Here is an 18,413-nt window from a genome sequence, read left to right on the forward strand (position 1 = left end):
TTACCCTTTTTGCGCATCCCTGCGCGCTACGGCTGCTTAACTAAGGGGGCCAGGTCTTTTGCCATTAACTGGGCGATAAAAGGCTGGGCATCAGGATTAGGATGAATGCCATCCTGCTGCATCCACTCGGGTTTCAGATAAACCTGCTCCATGAAAAAGGGCACCAGAGGAATGTTATGCTGCTGCGCTAATCCGGGATAGATGCCGCTGAACGCTTCGGTGTAGCGGCGGCCATAGTTGGCAGGCAGACGAATCTGCATCAGCAGCGGCTTCGCATTGGCGGCTTTAACATCGTCGATAACTTTACTCAGATTCTGCGCGATAGCGTCGGGCGGGAAACCGCGCAAACCATCGTTACCGCCCAATTCGATTAACACCCATTGCGGCTGATGCTGTTTTAATAGTGCGGGCAGGCGCGCCAGCCCCTGTGCAGCCGTATCACCGCTGATACTGGCGTTGATCACTTTAGGTTTTTGCTGCCACTGCTTATCGAGCAGGCTGGGCCATGCCGCGGTGGCAGACATGCGATAGCCCGCACTCAGGCTGTCGCCCAGTACCATCAGCGTATCTGCAGCAGCAAGACGCGACACCAGCAGAAGAATCAATAACAGGAAGGGATAATGCCAGCGGAAAACATTGTTGAAGTTCATCATCTTACTAAGTCCGTCGGTCAGGGAGAGCATCAGTTAACCATCCTTACCGGAGTTGAGTTGGTTGTCAAACCAGCTGAGACCATTGCGCTGATTGGCGAATCCGGTTCCGGCAAGTCAACCCTGCTCGGAATTCTGGCCGGGCTGGACGATGGCAGCAGCGGCGAAGTCCATCTGCTGGGGCAGCCACTGCACCAGATGAACGAAGAGCAGCGTGCGGCCCTGCGTGCCCGGCAGGTCGGCTTTGTATTCCAGTCATTTATGCTGGTGCCAACCCTGAATGCCCAGGAGAACGTGCAGCTGCCTTCGCTGCTGCGCGGCGACAGCGACCGTCAGAGCCGTGAACAGGCGAGAGAGCTTCTGACGCTGCTCGGACTGGGTGAACGTCTGCATCATCTGCCCGCCCAGCTTTCAGGCGGCGAGCAGCAGCGCGTGGCGCTGGCCCGCGCCTTCAGTGGCCGTCCTGGTCTGCTGTTTGCCGATGAACCGACCGGCAATCTCGATCGTAAAACCGGTGACCGCATTGCCGATCTGCTGTTTTCCCTTAACCGCGACTTCGCCACCACGCTGATTCTGGTGACGCATGACGAGCAACTGGCGGCGCGCTGTGATCGTCGCCTGCGGCTGCGCGACGGTAAATTGTGGGAGGAGCAATGATCTGGCGCTGGTTCTGGCGCGAGTGGCGTTCGCCCTCGCTGCTGATTGTCTGGCTTGCGCTGACGCTGGCGGTGGCCTGCGTGCTGGCGCTGGGGTCGATCAGCGATCGCATGGAAAAAGGGCTGAATCAGCAGAGCCGTGATTTTATGGCCGGCGACCGTACGCTGCGCAGCAGTGATGCAGCGCCAGAAGCCTGGCTGGCAAAAGCGGCTGAAAGCGGTCTGACGGTGAGCCGTCAGCTGACCTTTATGACCATGACATTTGCCGATCAGTCCCCGCAGCTTGCCTCAGTAAAAGCGGTGGACGATCGCTACCCGATGTTTGGCACGCTGCAGACGCAGCCGCCAGGGCTGAGGCCGCAGGCGGGTACCGCGCTGGCGGCACCGCGCCTGATGGCGCTGCTGAACCTGAAAGTGGGCGACACGCTGGAAGTGGGTGACACCCAGCTGCGCATCAGCGGGGAGGTGATCCAGGAGCCGGATGGCGGCTTTAACCCGTTTGAGATGGCGCCGCGTCTGCTGATCAATCTGGCGGATGCCGCCAAAACCGGTGCGATTCAGCCAGGCAGCCGCATCACCTGGCGCTATAAGTTCTCCGGTAATCCCGATCAGCTGGCCAGCTATGACCGCTGGATTGAACCGCAGCTGAAGGCGGACCAGCGCTGGATCAGCGTGGAGAACTCGGAAGATGCATTAGGCCGTTCGATGCAGCGCGCGCAGCAGTTCCTGCTGCTCTCGGCCTTGCTGACGCTGATGCTGGCGATTGCGGCCGTGGCGGTTGCCATGAGCCACTATTGCCGCAGCCGCTACGATCTGGTGGCGGTGCTGAAAACCCTGGGTGCGACGCACGGCGCGTTGCAGCGGCTGATCATCGGTCAGTGGCTGGCGGTGCTGCTGCTGGCGGCGATTGCCGGTGGCCTGGTGGGTCAGGGCGTGGAAGCGATCCTTATGGCGATGCTGAAACCCGTGCTGCCTGCCAGCTTACCGGCGGCGAGCGTCTGGCCGTGGATCTGGGCGGTGGGATCGTTGTTTGTGATTTCGCTGCTGGTGGGTCTGCGTCCCTATCGTCTGCTGCTGGCGACGCAGCCGCTGCGGGTGTTGCGGCGCGATGCGGTGGCGAATCTCTGGCCGCTGAAGATCTATATTCCGGTGATGATTGCTGTTGTGGTGACGCTGTTAGCGCTGCTGGTTGGCGGCAGTAAAATGCTCTGGGCGCTGCTGGCGGGTGTGGTGGTGCTGGCCGGATTGCTGGCACTACTCGGCTGGGGAACCCTGCTGCTGCTGCGTCGGCTGGTAGTGCGCAATCTGGCGTTACGACTGGCGATCAACCGGCTGCTGCGCCAGCCCGGCATGACGCTGAGCCAGCTTGCGGCCTTTTCGCTGTCGTTCATGCTGCTGGCGCTGCTGCTGGTAATGCGTGGCGATCTGCTGGATCGCTGGCAGCAGCAGTTACCGGCGGATAGCCCGAACTTCTTCCTGCTGAATATGACGGCAGATCAGGTGCCGCAGGTGCGTGATTTCCTGCAGTCGCATCAGATCACGCCCGGGACCTTTTACCCGATTGCGCGGGTGCGGCTCAGTGAACTCAACGGCAAACCGGCCGATCCGAAGCTGGATAACGCCCTGAACCGTGAGCTCAACCTGACGGAACTGGCCGATCGCCCGGATCACAATCCGCTGGTGGCAGGCAACTGGCCACCTAAAGCGGGTGAAGTGTCGATGGAAGTGGAACTGGCGGATCGGCTGGGGCTGAAGCTCGGCGATACCCTGACGTTCGACGGCGATACGCAGACCTTCAGCGCGCGCATTACCAGTTTGCGTAAAGTGGACTGGGAAAGCCTGAAGCCGAACTTTTTCTTTATCTTCCCGCCGGGCGCGCTCGACAGCCAGCCGCAGACCTGGCTCACCAGCTTCCGCATGGAGGCGAATCCTGTTCTGCTGGCGCAGCTTAACCGTGCTTTTCCGGCGCTGAGTCTGCTTGATATCGGCAGCATAATGCGGCAGATCGGTCAGGTGCTGGCGCAGGTCAGCCAGGCGCTGGAGATCATGGTGGTGCTGGTGACTGCCTGCGGCGTGTTACTGCTGCTGGCGCAGATTCAGGTCGGTATGCGCCAGCGGCGTCAGGAGCTGGTGGTCTATCGCACGCTGGGTGCCGGTAAACGCCTGCTGCGCACGACGCTGTGGTGTGAGTTTGCCCTGCTCGGCGTGGTCTCCGGCGTGGCGGCGGCGATGGGGGCAGAAGCGGCGCTGTGGGGATTACAGACCAAGATTTTCGACTTCCCGTGGCAGCCTGACTGGACCCTGTGGCTGGCGCTGCCGTTGTGTGGCGCGCTGCTGTTATCGCTGTGCGGTGGCTGGCTGGGGATCCGATTACTCAAAGGGAAAGCGTTGTTCAGGAAGTTTGATGCGGCGTGAGTTAGCACCCGTAGCGCTCGACGGTAAGGTGCTGGCTCAGGGAGCATACGCCCTCCGCAAAAACGCCATCCATGGCAGGCTCAGCGCGGGCGATTACGCTGCTCATCCCTGAGGTGCGCCCGTAGCCGGGCCAACGCTTTGCGTTGTTCAAAAACGCTCCCGGCGTTTTTAGCCGGGCGGCGCGATGCTTTGCTCCAGGCGTATGCTCCCATCGCATTAAGCTTCTGAGCTGCCTGGTAAAGCCATTTCCAGACTCAGGTGCGGAGGATTACAGTTTTTCAAACGCCCAGGCGATGCCGCTGGCGTACGCTTCCGGTAGCTGCGGCACCAGCGCATTAAGGGCAGCCCTGAGCCGCTCTGTATCGCTGTCGGTCAGATTCAGATGGCCCACTTTACGACCCGGACGCACCTCTTTGTCATACCAGTGCAGATGCACCAGCGGTTGTTGCAGCCAGCTGAGATTCACGTCAGTGCCAATCAGATTGACCATCGCCGACGGCGCAAATACCACCGGCTGCGGCAATGCCAGGCCAAGAATGGCGCGCAGATGCAGCTCAAACTGGCTGATCGACGCACCGTTCTGCGTCCAGTGCCCGCTGTTATGGACGCGCGGCGCCAGCTCATTGATCAGCAATCCCTCTGGCGTAACGAAACACTCCATCGCCATTACGCCGACGTAGTTCAGTTCCTGCATGATCGCGCTCAGCATCGCTTCAGCCTGCTGCTGCTGTGCCTGATCCGCCTGCGGCAGCGCGACGCTGGTGCGCAGAATGCCATCCTGATGCAGGTTATGCGTCAGCGGATAGAACACCACCTGGCCATCGTGACCGCGCGCCCCCACCAGTGAGACTTCACCGGAAAAGTTGATGCCCTGCTCAACGATGCATTCGCCGTAGCACGCCTCCGGCAGGGTGTGAGTCTCATCGGCACGCAGACGCCACTGACCCCGGCCGTCGTAACCGCCGGTGCGGCTTTTCACAATCGCTAATTCGCCCAGCGAGTCGAACACCGCTGGCCATTCGCTTTTATCCGCCAGCAACTGCCACGGCGCGGTGGCCAGTCCCAGCTGATCCAGCAGCTGTTTCTGCGTCAGACGATCCGCCAGACGCGGAAAGATATCGCGGTTAACAAAGGCCGGATGGCTGGCCAGCTCACGCGTCAGCGCCGTCTCCGGCCAGCGTTCGATTTCGGCGGTGATCACGCTGTCGGCGATAGGGAGCACGGCAGGATCGGCATCCAGGCCCACCGGATACACCGCGATGCCCAGGGGTTCACCCGCCTGTCGCAGCATACGACCTAACTGGCCGTTGCCCAGTACGCAAACCGGCTTCATGCATCCACCCGCGGATCGGGATGGTTCAGCACCTCATCGGTCTGGCTCTGACGCCAGGTGGTCAGGCGTAACGCCAGCGCACTGTCATGCAGCGCCAGAATCTGCGCCGCCAGCAGCGCGGCATTGGCTGCGCCCGCCTTGCCAATCGCCAGCGTACCGACCGGAATACCGCGCGGCATCTGCACAATCGAATAGAGGCTATCGACGCCGCTCAGTGCTGCGCTCTGAACCGGCACACCCAGCACCGGCACCAGCGTTTTTGCCGCCAGCATACCCGGCAGATGTGCCGCGCCACCTGCGCCAGCAATAATCACCTGAAGACCCTTGTCGGCTGCCGTTTCGGCGAAGCTGAACAGTTTATCCGGGGTGCGGTGCGCAGAGACCACTTCAACATCAAAAGGGACGTCCAGGCTGGAGAGGATTTCAGCGGCGAACTGCATGGTGGCCCAGTCACTTCTGGAACCCATAACAATGGCGATGCGGGCCGGGGCGTTGGATGACATGGGGTCAACTCCTGTGAATGAACAAACAGACCTGGCCGGGCGGACAGGTTTTGAAGGGCACCGAGAATAGCATGAGAAGCACGCAAGGAAAACGGTTGCGTCGGGCTTAAGGTCGTGGATTTAACCGCAGATTAAAAGTCGAAATGGATAAGCTGAATGCCACTGGCGTCGAGCTGGATCATGGAACCCCGGCTGTGCCAGGCACCCAGCACTGCGCGTTGCGCCGTTTCACCCTGCAGGCTCAGCGTATGAATCGCCGGGCGATGAGTGTGACCGTGGATTAACAGCGGCACCTGCTGGCGCAGCATAGTGGCGACGACCGCTTCCTGATTCACATCCATGATGGTCTGGGATTTATGCTGGTTGGCCTGTTTACTGTCGGCGCGCATCCGGGCGGCAATACGTTTACGTATCCACAACGGCAACGCGAGAAACAGCCGCTGGATCCAGGGATTATGCACTTTGGCCCGAAAACGCAGGTAACCCGCATCGTCGGTACAGAGCGTATCGCCGTGCATGATCAGCAACCGATGGCCGTAGAGCGTCAGCACCTGCTCTTCCGGCAGCAGCGTCATGCCGCAGGCCTGCGCGAAGCGTCGGCCAATCAGGAAGTCGCGATTGCCATGGATAAAGTAAACCGGAACCGGCAGGGCGCGCAGGGCGCGGGCAACCTGCTGATGCAGCGGATTGGGATCGTCGTCGCCAATCCAGGCTTCAAACAGATCGCCGAGAATATAGAGCGCGTCGCAGTGGGGCGCTTCGCGCTGTAAAAAATGCAGAAAACCGGCGGTAATCGCCGGTTCTTCCTGACACAGATGGAGATCTGCGATAAACAGCGTGCGCGACATTACTCGCTGACGGTCACTTTCTGGATAACGACGTCGTCTTTTGGCACATCCTGGTGCATGCCGCTGCGGCCGGTAGAGACCGCTTTGATCTTCTCGACCACATCCATACCTTCAACCACTTCAGCGAATACGCAGTAGCCCCAGCCCTGAACGCTTTCGTCACGGAAGTTCAGGAAGTCGTTGTCAGCTACGTTGATGAAAAACTGTGCGGTCGCAGAGTGCGGCGCAGAGGTACGTGCCATTGCCAGCGTACCTTTGGTGTTTTTCAGGCCATTGCTGGCTTCGTTCTGAATTTCGGCTTTAGTTTCTTTCTGCTTCATGCCCGGCTCGAAGCCGCCGCCCTGAATCATAAAGCCGTTGATTACGCGGTGAAAAATGGTGTTGTCGTAAAAACCTTCACGGCAGTAATCCAGGAAGTTCTGTACGGTTGCCGGCGCTTTATCATCGAAAGTTTTGATTACGATATCGCCATGGTTCGTCTGGAAAGTTACCATTTTTGTCGTCCTGTAAAGGTTGTCATCAGTTGCTGAGGTCGCTCTGTCGATGGGCGTCCCCCTTTTTGTCGACCGTTCTTATATCATAATTTCCAATGACGCGTCAGCAGCGCGGCGCAGTTGGCTTGCTTTGCGTCGCGCGAGCGATAAAAATACGGCACAATGTCTGGATACTTAAAAGTGCCAACCACACGCGAAAACGGAACCGTTCAATGCTTAAGATTTATAACACCCTGAGTCGACAGAAAGAGGAATTCAAACCCATTCATGCCGGTAAAATCGGGATGTATGTTTGCGGCATCACGGTGTATGACCTCTGTCACATTGGTCATGGGCGGACGTTCGTGGCGTTTGACGTGGTGGCGCGCTACCTGCGTTACCTCGGTTATCAGCTTAATTATGTACGTAACATCACCGACATTGATGACAAAATCATCAGGCGCGCCAACGAAAACGGCGAGAGCATCGAAACCCTGACTAACCGCATGATTGGCGAGATGCACAACGACTTCGCCGCGCTGGGGATTCTGCCGCCCGATGAGGAGCCGCGCGCTACCCGTCACATCGCTGAGATTATCGAGCTGGTGGAAACACTGATCGCTCGCGGTCACGCTTATGTGGCGGACAATGGCGATGTGATGTTTGATGTCCTCAGCGACACCGATTACGGCGCACTGTCGCGTCAGGATCTGGAGCAGTTGCAGGCGGGCGCGCGTGTTGAAGTCGCCGACGTGAAGCGCAACCCGATGGACTTCGTGCTGTGGAAAATGTCCAAAGCGGATGAGCCAGCCTGGTCATCGCCGTGGGGCAACGGTCGTCCTGGCTGGCACATCGAGTGCTCGGCAATGAACTGCAAACAGCTGGGCACCCATTTCGATATCCACGGCGGCGGCTCCGATCTGATGTTCCCGCACCATGAAAACGAAATCGCTCAGTCGAGCTGCGCCCATGACGGTCCTTACGTCAACTACTGGATGCACTCCGGCATGGTGATGGTTGATCGCGAGAAGATGTCCAAATCGCTCGGTAACTTCTTCACCGTGCGTGACGTGCTGCAACATTATGATGCGGAGACGGTGCGTTACTTCCTGATGTCCGGTCACTATCGCAGCCAGCTTAACTACGGCGAAGATAACCTGAATCAGGCGCGTGCGGCGCTGGAGCGTCTCTATACGGCACTGCGTCACACCGACAGCAGCGTGCCTGCCCACGGCGGCGAAGCGTTTGAAGCGCGGTTCCGCAGCGCGATGGATGATGATTTCAACACCCCGGAAGCCTATTCGGTGCTGTTCGACATGGCGCGTGAAGTGAACCGCCTGAAAAGTGAAGATGGCGCTTCAGCGCACGGGCTGGCGTCGAAGCTGCGCGAGATGGCCAACGTGCTGGGCATTCTGCAGCAGGACCCTGAGCTGTTCCTGCAAAGCGGCGCGCAGGTCAATGACGAAGAGGTTGCCGAGATTGAGCACTGGGTGAAAGCCCGTGCCGATGCGCGTGCCGCCAAAGCCTGGGCGGAAGCGGACATCGCGCGCGACAAGCTTAACGCGCTGGGTGTCATCGTCGAGGATGGGCCGCAGGGCTCCAGCTGGCGTCGAAAATAAACCGGAGAGGGCGAGCAATCGCCCTTTTTTATTATGGCGATTGAACAGATTCAGATCCGCGGCTTCCGCTCGATACGTAACCTGACGCTGTCGCTGCAGCAGCTGAATGTGGTGAGCGGTCCCAACGGCTGCGGTAAATCTAACCTCTACAAAGCGGTGCGGCTGCTGCATGAGGCGGCCAGCGGTCGCCTTGCACTGGCGCTGGCTGAAGAAGGCGGCATTCAGAAAGCGATGTGGGCGGGCGGCTTACGCCGGGGCAATCGCCGACACGATCCAAAGCGGCTGGAGCTGGCCGTGGTGATGGATGACATGGATTACCAGCTGGAGATTGGCTTTCCCGAGCCGCTGGTGACCAGCCTGTTCAATCTCGATCCGCTGGTGAAGCAGGAGCGACTCTGGCTAAGCGGTCAGCAGCGCCGTCCTTCCGCCTGTATTATGCAGCGCGAAAATCAGACTGCCTTTCTGCACAACGTTGAGGGCGAGCGCGTCGCCTATCCGGCGGTGCTGCATCCCGAAGAGTCGCTGTTTGGTCAGCTTGGCGAACCGCATCGCTATCCGGAGCTTTCGCAGCTGCGCGAACGTCTGCAGCAGTGGCGCTTTTACCATGAGTTTGCGGTCTGGCCTGGCTCACCGATACGGGCACCGCAGATTGGCGTGCGTGCGCCGGTGCTGAGCCATGATGGCAGCAATCTGGCGGCGGCCTGGGCGACCATTGTTGAGCGCGGTCATTCCGAACTCTTGTCTGAGGTGATGGAACAGGCGTTTCCCGACAGCCAGTTTGATGTCGATGTGCAGAATGGCCGTTTCCAGATGCTGATGTCGCGCCAGGGCATTCTGCGTCCGCTGGAGAGCGCGGAGTTTTCTGATGGGACGCTGCGGTTTCTCTGTCTGGTTGTCGCACTGCTCAGCCCGCGTCCGCCCGCCTTTATGGCACTGAATGAGCCGGAAAACAGCCTGCATGAAGATCTGTTGCCTGCGCTGGCGCGCTTAATCGCCGAAGCCAGCGAGTTCAGTCAGCTCTGGATCACCAGCCATTCACCCCGGCTCGCGACGTTGATAGCGCAGCATACGGCGGTGAATCATATTGCACTGGAACAGCGGGAAGGGGAGACGTGCGTAAAGGGGGATGAGCGGGTGTAACAGCGTCCCCGCAGGGACGCCCGGAAATTACTCGACCACAGTAATGCGGAAACCCGCGAATTCCACGGTCTGTCCGGCTACGATTTTGCAGCGCTTGCGGGTTTCTACCGCACCGTTGACCTTCACTTCACCCTCGGCAATCACGACTTTCGCCTGTGCGCCGCTCTGAACCCAGCCTTCCAGTTTCAGCAGGTCACACAGATCGACGTGCGGGAATTTACCCAGTGAAAAACTTGTCATTTAAACCACCTCTTTATCATGAAACTCTTCGCACGCCTGCAGCGTGTTTTGAATCAGTGTTGCTACTGTCATTGGGCCCACACCGCCCGGCACCGGGGTAATGTAGGAGGCGCGCTCGGATGCACTGTCAAAATCAACATCGCCCACCACTTTGCCGCTCTCCAGCCGGTTAATGCCCACGTCGATGACGATGGCGCCCGGTTTGATCCAGTCACCCGGAATAAACCCTGGCTTACCCACTGCAACGACCAGCAGATCGGCATGCTCAACGTGATGGCGCAGATCTTTGGTAAAGCGATGAGTGACGGTCGTGGTGCAGCCCGCCAGCAGCAGTTCCATACTCATCGGACGACCAACAATGTTGGATGCGCCAACCACCACGGCATTCAGGCCGTAGGTGTCAATGTTGTAGCGCTCCAGCAGCGTCACGATACCGCGTGGCGTGCAGGGACGCAGGGTTGGCGCACGCTGACAGAGGCGACCGACGTTATAAGGGTGGAATCCATCGACATCTTTATCAGGCGTGATGCGCTCCAGCACTTTGACATTATCAATGCCGGCTGGCAGTGGCAGTTGCACCAGGATGCCATCGATTTCGTCGTCCTGATTGAGCGCATCAATCAGCTCCAGCAGCTCAGCTTCGCGGGTCGTGGCAGGCAGATCGTAAGAGCGGGAGTGGAAACCGACCTCTTCACAGGCACGGCGTTTGCTGGCCACGTAGATCTGTGATGCCGGGTTTTCACCCACCAGAACCACTGCCAGACCCGGCGCGCGTTTTCCGGCGGCCAGACGCTGCTTCACTTTTTCCGCAACCTCAACGCGCACCTGCTGCGCAATCGTTTTACCGTCAATAATTTTTGCTGCCATCAGAGAGGAAATCCACTGTGTTGTGTTGAATCGGGGAAGGGGGGTATTTTGTCAGAAGCGCGGCGCGCTGTCAGTTACAGTTTCAGCCGCGTATGTGCTTTCCGGCTTTTTCGTCGCGACGAGTGCCAGCCTGCATGCGTATGATATCTGCAGGACAATCCGGGGACGATGTAATGATTTGGATAATGCTTGCTACTCTGGCGGTGGTGTTTGTCGCTGGATTTCAGCTGCTCACCGCTGGCTCACGCCATGCCGCTCAGCGGCTCAGCAAACGGCTGCAGCTGCCACCGGTACAGGTGGAATCAATGATCTCTATGATGGGGAAAGAGGCGGCGAAAGAGTTTACCGACTATCTCAGCAAGGATAATGAAACGCACCTGCATAATGGCGCAGCGGTACTGCTGATCTGGCAGGTGTTCATTGTTGACGGCAGCGAGGAGAACAGCCAGCGATGGCATGCGATTCTTAGTCGTGCCGGTTTTCCACCGCTTATTAGCCGCCAGCAGCTGCTGCTCGCGCTGGGCTTTCTGCGCCAGCTGGAACCGGACATCCAGGCGCTGCATGCACTTCGTGAGCAATTCAATGCGCGTTTCACAACACAAGGGATTGAGCTGGAAGGAGAATTTACCGACAACAGTAAACTCGTGTCGCTCAGCGAATGGCGCAGGCGTCACTGACGCCAATTGGTCATTACCGCAGCACTTCGCTGCGGAGAAACGGCAAAAACGTTGACGTGCCCGCTTCCCGACGTATAATCCGTGCCATCTCCATGCGCCCTTAGCTCAGTTGGATAGAGCACCGGCCTTCTAAGCCGTAGGTCACAGGTTCGAATCCTGTAGGGCGTACCATCCCCTCTTCTCCTGTTGTCTCTTCAAGTCTACAAAAACCTCCCAATCCCTTGCCAATACTGGCAACTTCATCCAGCGTTGTATCTGTTTGTCTATTGAAAGCTACACTCGATTGGGGGCATCATAGGGGGCATTGTCCCGTTCAATAGATCACGATGCCCCCATATGAAGCTAAATGCCCGTCAAATCGACTCTGCTAAGCCGAAAGAGAAAGCCTATAAACTGGCTGATGGAGCTGGCTTGTATCTCGAAATTTTCCCCAGCGGCAGCAAAAGCTGGCGACTAAAGTACCGCTTCGCAGGGAAAGAAAAACGTGTGGTGTTCGGGCTTTATCCCACCATATCTCTTGCCGAGGCGAGGGGTAAGCGCGAAGAGGCCAAAAAGATACTGGCAGCGGGAGGAGATCCCGGACTTGCCAAACAAGAAGCCAAGCAAGCCAAAATGCTCGCCATCAACAACAGTTTTGAATCACTGGCGCAGGAGTGGCACGAACATAAACGACCCAACTGGTCCCAAGGCTATGCTGACGACATCCTTGAATATTTACGCAAAGATGTTTTCCCCGCGCTGGGCAAACGACCTATTGCAGAGATTAAAGTGGCTGAGATGCTAGCCGTGCTGCGTAAAATGGAACAGCGTGGCGTGCTGGACAAGCTAAAGAAAACGCGGCAGGCATGTCGGCAGATATTTACCTATGCCATCATCACCGGCAGGGCAGAGCATAATCCAGTAACCGATCTCGCGGGGGCATTGAAAGCGCCAAAGCAAAAACATTTCCCACATTTGCTAAGTCATGAAATCGGCAGTTTCATACGTGCGTTAAGTGGCTACAGCGGCAGCCGCATCACACACCACGCAACACACTTGCTTATGCTAACTGGTACTCGGACCATCGAATTACGTGCCGCTGAGTGGTGTGAGTTCGATTTAAAGAAAGGAACCTGGCAGGTTCCTGCTTCGCGTATGAAGATGCGGCGTCCGCACGTTGTCCCGCTATCAAGTCAGGCACTTTTACTGCTTGAAGAAATGCACCAGCTCAGCGGTAGGGGGAAATTTGTCTTCCCTGGGCGAAATCATGCTGGCAAGCCTATGAGTGAGGCGAGCATTAATCAGGTGATAAAACGTATTGGTTTCGACGGCAAAGCAACAGGGCATGGCTTCCGACACACAATGAGCACCATATTGCATGAGCAAGGCTACAACACAGCCTGGATTGAGACTCAACTGGCGCATGCGGATAAAAACACCATTCGCGGGACTTACAACCATGCTCAGTACCTCGATGGACGGCGTGAGATGCTCCAATGGTATGCCGACTATCTCGACAAGCTGCGTGACAATGCTTGATAGCAATGAGGAATTGAAGATGGCAGCACTTAAAGTAACTATCTACTTCTCAGAAGAATTTATGCATGTGCAGCTCGAGGGGAATGAGCAATTGGACATCCCACTGCAAAATTTCCCAAGATTGCTGCGCGCTACATCTGAGCAGCGGAATCAGTGGGAGCTGTCTGGATCGGGACCGGGGATTCATTGGGATAAACTGGATGAAGATATTTATTTGCCTGCGCTATATGCAGGATTTATTAAAGGCATAACTAACTAAACATTTGATGGTGCAAGAGACGATGATCTGACGTTCTTTGGGATGAAATATTGTGTGCCGATTGCATTTCCTCAGATGAAATAGTGTATGCAGAGATGGTATATTTTAGCAACAAAATCAGATAATTAAATAAGTGAATGATTCAAAAGGACATAAGTAATGAATGCGCTTTCTCAGCTGTTAACTAAAATTGAAAATGCGTCCCCCACCCAAAGGGATAAAGGAACCACTTTTGAAAATCTTTGTGTTCAATATTTCCTTAACGAGCCCAAGTACGCCGAACTATATACTTACGTGCTGAGCTATGCTTCATGGGTCGAGCAATATGGTAATTCAGTTGGAATTACGCATAAAAAAGATGCAGGCATCGATTTAGTTGCTGTCACAAAAACCGGCGAGTTTCATGCAGTTCAGTGTAAAAACTATAATCAAACAAAAATATCTAAAAAAGACATTGATAGTTTTCTCGCGGCATCTGACAAAACATATTTTACCCTTCGCTATATTGTGGCATCCACGGATAACTGGACAGAAGAAGCGAAGGATATGCTTAAGGATAAGGCTACCCCTGTAACGGCATTAAGTTTAACTGACCTTGAACAAAGTGCTCTAGACTGGTCTCAGTTTGACTTTGACTTAGCACACCGGCCTGCAATGAAGGCTAAGAAGCAGCTCCGTCCCCATCAAATGCCGGCGCTTAATGCAGTGAAAAATGGCTTAAGTACTGCAGATCGCGGAAAGCTCATAATGGCGTGTGGAACGGGAAAAACCTTTACCTCATTGCGAATTGCTGAAGCTGTTGCAGGACGCGGTAAAACCGTACTGTTTCTTGTTCCGAGTCTGGCATTATTGAGCCAGACGCTGGATGAATGGACTCAGGAGACACTCATAGATCTTCGCTGTTTTGCGGTCTGCTCTGACAATGATGTCGGCAAGAAAAACCATGATGACAATGTCGTCGTCGGGATCAGTGATCTGAAATACCCCGCCACCACAAATGCAAAAAGTCTGGTCAACGCTTTCTATCAACCCGAAATTTTCGGAAATGATAAACCGCCTCACATGAACGTGATTTTCTCAACCTATCATTCTGTTGATGTGATCCATCAGGCACAAGTGTTGGGCTTCCCTGCGTTTGATTTCATCATTTGTGATGAAGCTCACCGCACGACCGGTGCAACATTTGAAGGGGAGGAGGAATCTGCCTTTGTTCGTATTCACGACAATGACTTTATATCCGGTAAAAAACGGCTATATATGACTGCAACACCTCGTATTTACAGTGATGAAGCTGAAAATACTGAAGGTGTTTCCAATGTATATTCGATGAATAATGAAAAACTTTATGGCGAGGATTTGTATGTTATTACTTTCTCAAAAGCTGTTCAGTTAGGGATTCTGTGCGATTACAAAGTCATTGTGCTGGCCGTTGAGGAAAGCCATATTAGCCGCCGTATCCAGTCTCTATTGAGAGATGAAAACAATCAGCTCAAAGTGGACGATGCGGCAAAAATTGTTGGTTGCTGGAAAGCACTAGCGAAACAGGGATTAGCCGCTTCTGATGGTATCCATCCTGAAGCGATGAAGCGGGCTGTTGCTTTCTGTCAAGTGATTGAAAAGGACTTTCGTGGCAAAACGCATAAGGTCAGCTCAAAACTCATCACTGAAATGTTCGGGGCAGTAGTTGAAGCCTATCAAGCATCAGAGATTGAGCATCTTAAAGAAAACGCGCCTGAACAGGAGATTGACCCATCCTTAAGACTTCAGTGTCAAGTCAAGCATGTTGACGGCAGTATGAACGCCACTGAGAAAAAATCCAAGATTGAGTGGCTGAAAGCTGAAACGGATGACAATATTTGCCGAATATTATCTAACGTCCGGTGCTTATCTGAAGGCGTTGATGTGCCTTCGCTCGATGCTGTGTTGTTTTTAACCCCGAGGAGTTCTCAGGTGGACGTAGTCCAGTCGGTCGGGCGTGTTATGCGTCGCGCTGAAGGTAAAGAGCTTGGCTACGTCATCCTTCCAGTTGTGATCCCCGCCGGAGAAGAGCCTGAAAATGCCTTAAATAATAATCAGGCATACCGTGTTGTCTGGCAGGTGCTGAATGCACTCAGGGCGCATGATGACCGCTTTGATGCCATGATTAATAAGCTGGAATTTAACGGGAAAGATACCAGCAGAATGGAAGTAATTGCTGTTGCCGATAAAGTGGTGAAGAAAACCAAACGGCAGACAAAAAAATCGGAGATTGCAGGCAAAGCGCGCAAAAGTAATGGTATCGGTTCATCTGTAACCCCAACACCTGAACAGTTTGATATTGAGTTTTCCGTCGGAGAAATTGAACGGGCACTATACGCCAAAATCGTCAAAAAATGCGGTAACCGTCATCATTGGGAGGACTGGGCTAATGATATTGCCAAAATTGCCCGAACCCATATCGACCGTATTCATGGCATTCTGGATAATCCAGTCAATACGGCTGAAATCAGCGCGTTCAGGGCATTTGCCGATGAGTTGCGTGATGACTTGAATAACAGTGTTTCAGACGATGAAATCATTGAAATGCTGGCACAGCATCTAATTACCAAGCCGGTATTTGATGCGCTATTTGCTGACTATAATTTTACCGACCACAACCCCATGAGTATGGCGATGCAGAATGTGCTGAATACTTTGCATGAGCATCATCTCGAAAAAGAAGCAAGAACACTAAACAGTTTCTATGAATCAGTGAAAATGCGGGCTGATGGCATTACAACCGCAGAAGGTAAACAACAGATTATTGTGCAGTTGTACGATAAGTTTTTCAGAAACGCATTCCCACGAATGACGGAGCGTTTAGGAATTGTGTATACACCCGTAGAGGTGGTAGATTTTATTATTCACAGTGTAAATGACGTGCTGAAACAAGAGTTCGGACAAACACTAGCGGATGAGGGTGTACATATTATCGACCCGTTCACTGGAACCGGTACGTTCATTACCCGCCTTCTGCAAAGTGGAATTATCCCCCCAGATAAACTAGCTTACAAGTTTAAAAATGAAATCCATGCAAACGAAATTGTACTATTAGCCTATTACATTGCGGCAATTAACATTGAAGCAGTGTATCACGCCATTACGGCAGAGTCGGACTACACGCCGTTTGAAGGGATTTGTCTAACTGATACCTTTGAAATGTATGAAAAAGATGATTTGGTCAGTGAGGTTCTGGCCGATAATAGTGAGCGCCGAAAGCGACAGAAGGCTCTTGATATTCGTGTGATTATCGGAAATCCACCTTACTCATCAGGGCAGGAATCAGGCAATGACAACAACGCGAATGTAAAATATCCACTCTTAGATAAACGTATCGAATCTACCTATGCTAAATTTACAACGGCAACGTTGAAAAATTCACTATATGATTCTTATATTCGAGCAATAAGATGGGCGAGTGACCGAATAGGTGAGAAAGGTGTCATCGGGTTCGTTACCAATGGCGGGTATATTGATTCGAACTCAGCTGACGGGATGAGGAAATGCTTAACTGATGAATTCAGTAGCTTGTATTTTTTTCATTTGCGAGGAAACCAAAGAAAATCTGGAGAACAATCACGACAAGAAGGTGGAAAAATATTCGGTAGTGGTAGCCGTGCCCCTATTGCGATTGCTATTTTGGTAAAAAATCCAAATGCAGCAAGTAACGGAAAAATTTACTTTCATGATATTGGCGACTACTTGAGTCGGGAAGAAAAACTAGAAAAAATTTCTGATTTTGCAAGTATTGATGGAATTTCAAAAGCTAATGCTTGGGATTTAATTAAGCCTGATAACCATAACGACTGGCTAAATCAACGTGATAATAGCTTTGAAGAATTTATTGCTATCGGGGATAAAAAAGATAAAAGTGCTAAAAGTTTGTTCGATGATTATTCTCGCGGCGTAATGACATCAAAGGATAGTTGGTTGTTTAATTTTTCTAAGGGTAAGCTTTTAAATAACGCAAAAAATATGACTGATTTTTATAATCAGCAGCGTAACGCATATCAGGAGTACTGCAAACATAACAAAAATAATGAATATCTAAGCTTCTTTAGTAATGATGCCACTAAAATTAGCTGGGATGGGGAATTGCAACTTAGGTGTGCGAAAAATAAAGAGCTTGTTTTAGGTTGCTCAGATTTTGCTCTCTCATTGTACAGGCCTTTTCAAAAGAGTTGGTATTGTAAAAATAAAGATTTGAACTTGCGCCTGTATAAAATACCACAAATTTTTCCGACCGATGATGCGGAAAATTTGATTATTTCAGTTACAGGGCGTGGCTCAACTAAAGGATTTTCAGTTTTAATCTCAGATAAAATTATGGATCTGGAATGTATTTCTAAAGGGCAATGCTTTCCACTGTATCTGTATGATGTAAGTAAAATTGCAAAAAATGATCTGTTATGTGAATCTAAGTCAGTTAAAGAAGGTGGAGATTATAGCCGTAAAAAGGCTATTAGTGATGGAGGGTTGAAATATTTTCAAGATTTTTACTCAACAGGAATTGTTACTAAAGAAGATATTTTCTATTATGTATATGGCTTGCTTCATTCTGATGATTATCGAGAACGGTATGCCGATAACCTAAGCAAAGAGTTACCACGAATTCCATGCGTGAAAAAAATAGACGATTTCTGGGCGTTCTCCCACGCTGGGCGTGATTTAGCTGAGTTACATTTAAACTATGAAACCGTAGAGCCATATAAAGCAACTCTTGATACCGGTAGCCTAAATTATTCCCAGTTAGGTAAAGAGGATTTTTATGTTGAAAAAATGAAATTCGCCAAAAAAGGTGAAAAAGATACTGTCATTTATAACAACAAAATACGCATAAAAAATATCCCGATTGAAGCCTATGACTACATTGTGAATGGTAAGTCTGCTCTTGAATGGGTGATGGAGCGGCAAAGTGTTTCAACCCATAAGGACAGCGGTATTGTGAATGATGCCAATGACTGGGCAATTGAAACAATGGGAAACGCTAAATATCCACTAGAGTTGTTTTTACGAGTTATCACAGTGAGTCTTGAGACTCAAAAGATTGTAAACAGCCTGCCAAAGCTCGATATATAACGTCGCTCATAATATAGGATGGTGCTAGCACCATCCTATATATACTTAATCACACGGGGAAAATGTTTTCCCCCACCTTTCCCCCGCCTCATCAATATAACCTAACGACCATTTTTTA

General features: G+C 53.0%; 15 protein-coding genes and 1 tRNA gene. 9 read left to right on the top strand and 7 right to left on the bottom strand.

All coding sequences use genetic code 11. From position 1 onward, the window contains the following. Window positions 1-26: 26 nt before the first annotated feature. On the bottom strand, window positions 27-653 hold the full coding sequence (gene tesA / locus LC417_RS06055; RefSeq protein ID WP_010671236.1) for a multifunctional acyl-CoA thioesterase I/protease I/lysophospholipase L1: 627 nt from the start codon (window positions 651-653) through the stop codon (window positions 27-29). Between tesA and ybbA the strand changes: the two genes are divergently transcribed. Together ybbA and ybbP are read left to right on the top strand one after the other, a co-directional pair. Next, a complete protein-coding gene (gene ybbA, locus LC417_RS06060; protein ID WP_010259059.1) occupies window positions 621-1,307 on the top strand; it encodes a putative ABC transporter ATP-binding protein YbbA in 687 nt (228 codons plus the stop codon). The two genes, tesA and ybbA, sit on opposite strands and share 33 nt — an antisense overlap. Then, the gene (ybbP, locus tag LC417_RS06065) at window positions 1,304-3,721 is read left to right on the top strand and encodes a putative ABC transporter permease subunit YbbP (protein ID WP_167429853.1); all 2,418 of its coding nucleotides are present in this window, start codon (window positions 1,304-1,306) and stop codon (window positions 3,719-3,721) included. Before ybbA ends, ybbP begins: the two co-directional genes overlap by 4 nt. A gap of 268 nt (window positions 3,722-3,989) precedes the next feature. Here the strand turns inward: ybbP and purK are convergent, their stop codons facing one another. From purK to ppiB, 4 genes are all read right to left on the bottom strand, one after another. After that, the gene (gene purK / locus LC417_RS06070) at window positions 3,990-5,054 is read right to left on the bottom strand and encodes a 5-(carboxyamino)imidazole ribonucleotide synthase (RefSeq protein ID WP_223565608.1); all 1,065 of its coding nucleotides are present in this window, start codon (window positions 5,052-5,054) and stop codon (window positions 3,990-3,992) included. Continuing rightward, a complete protein-coding gene (gene purE / locus LC417_RS06075; protein WP_010259054.1) occupies window positions 5,051-5,557 on the bottom strand; it encodes a 5-(carboxyamino)imidazole ribonucleotide mutase in 507 nt (168 codons plus the stop codon). The genes purK and purE overlap by 4 nt, the downstream gene beginning before the upstream one ends. A gap of 131 nt (window positions 5,558-5,688) precedes the next feature. Next, the gene (gene lpxH, locus LC417_RS06080; RefSeq protein WP_033766656.1) at window positions 5,689-6,405 is read right to left on the bottom strand and encodes a UDP-2,3-diacylglucosamine diphosphatase; all 717 of its coding nucleotides are present in this window, start codon (window positions 6,403-6,405) and stop codon (window positions 5,689-5,691) included. Next, entirely contained in the window at window positions 6,405-6,899 is a 495-nt protein-coding gene (gene ppiB / locus LC417_RS06085; RefSeq protein ID WP_010259052.1) for a peptidylprolyl isomerase B, read from the bottom strand. Before ppiB ends, lpxH begins: the two co-directional genes overlap by 1 nt. 212 nt (window positions 6,900-7,111) lie before the next feature. Here ppiB and cysS point away from each other — a divergent pair, with 212 nt between their 5' ends. Next, window positions 7,112-8,497: a cysteine--tRNA ligase gene (gene cysS / locus LC417_RS06090; RefSeq protein ID WP_010259051.1), complete on the top strand. Its 1,386-nt coding sequence runs from the start codon at window positions 7,112-7,114 to the stop codon at window positions 8,495-8,497. 33 nt (window positions 8,498-8,530) lie between these two features. Next, complete coding sequence (locus LC417_RS06095) at window positions 8,531-9,637, top strand: AAA family ATPase (protein ID WP_223565609.1); 1,107 nt, start codon at window positions 8,531-8,533, stop codon at window positions 9,635-9,637. Window positions 9,638-9,664: 27 nt separating this feature from the next. Here LC417_RS06095 and ybcJ read toward each other — a convergent pair whose 3' ends face one another. Both ybcJ and folD read right to left on the bottom strand, forming a co-directional pair. Next, window positions 9,665-9,877, bottom strand: a complete 213-nt coding sequence (gene ybcJ / locus LC417_RS06100) for a ribosome-associated protein YbcJ (RefSeq protein WP_003849455.1) — start codon at window positions 9,875-9,877, stop codon at window positions 9,665-9,667. After that, complete coding sequence (gene folD / locus LC417_RS06105; protein WP_010671240.1) at window positions 9,878-10,744, bottom strand: bifunctional methylenetetrahydrofolate dehydrogenase/methenyltetrahydrofolate cyclohydrolase FolD; 867 nt, start codon at window positions 10,742-10,744, stop codon at window positions 9,878-9,880. A gap of 173 nt (window positions 10,745-10,917) precedes the next feature. Here folD and LC417_RS06110 point away from each other — a divergent pair, with 173 nt between their 5' ends. The 5 genes from LC417_RS06110 to LC417_RS06130 all read left to right on the top strand — a co-directional run bounded on the left by LC417_RS06110 (window position 10,918) and on the right by LC417_RS06130 (window position 18,295). Then, entirely contained in the window at window positions 10,918-11,421 is a 504-nt protein-coding gene (locus tag LC417_RS06110) for a DUF1198 family protein (RefSeq protein WP_052272115.1), read from the top strand. 94 nt (window positions 11,422-11,515) lie between these two features. Continuing rightward, window positions 11,516-11,592: transfer RNA gene (locus LC417_RS06115), tRNA-Arg, on the top strand. A 165-nt stretch (window positions 11,593-11,757) separates the two neighbouring features. Then, on the top strand, window positions 11,758-12,939 hold the full coding sequence (locus tag LC417_RS06120) for a tyrosine-type recombinase/integrase (protein ID WP_223565610.1): 1,182 nt from the start codon (window positions 11,758-11,760) through the stop codon (window positions 12,937-12,939). Window positions 12,940-12,958: 19 nt separating this feature from the next. Then, entirely contained in the window at window positions 12,959-13,198 is a 240-nt protein-coding gene (locus tag LC417_RS06125; protein WP_223565611.1) for a DUF2442 domain-containing protein, read from the top strand. A 159-nt stretch (window positions 13,199-13,357) separates the two neighbouring features. Next, window positions 13,358-18,295 (top strand): type ISP restriction/modification enzyme, encoded by a 4,938-nt coding sequence (locus tag LC417_RS06130; protein WP_223565612.1) that lies wholly within the window; start codon window positions 13,358-13,360, stop codon window positions 18,293-18,295. Window positions 18,296-18,413: the final 118 nt, after the last annotated feature.

Origin of the sequence: Pantoea sp. OVA07A, assembly GCF_019969975.1 — a bacterium.
Taxonomy (GTDB): domain Bacteria; phylum Pseudomonadota; class Gammaproteobacteria; order Enterobacterales; family Enterobacteriaceae; genus Pantoea; species Pantoea agglomerans.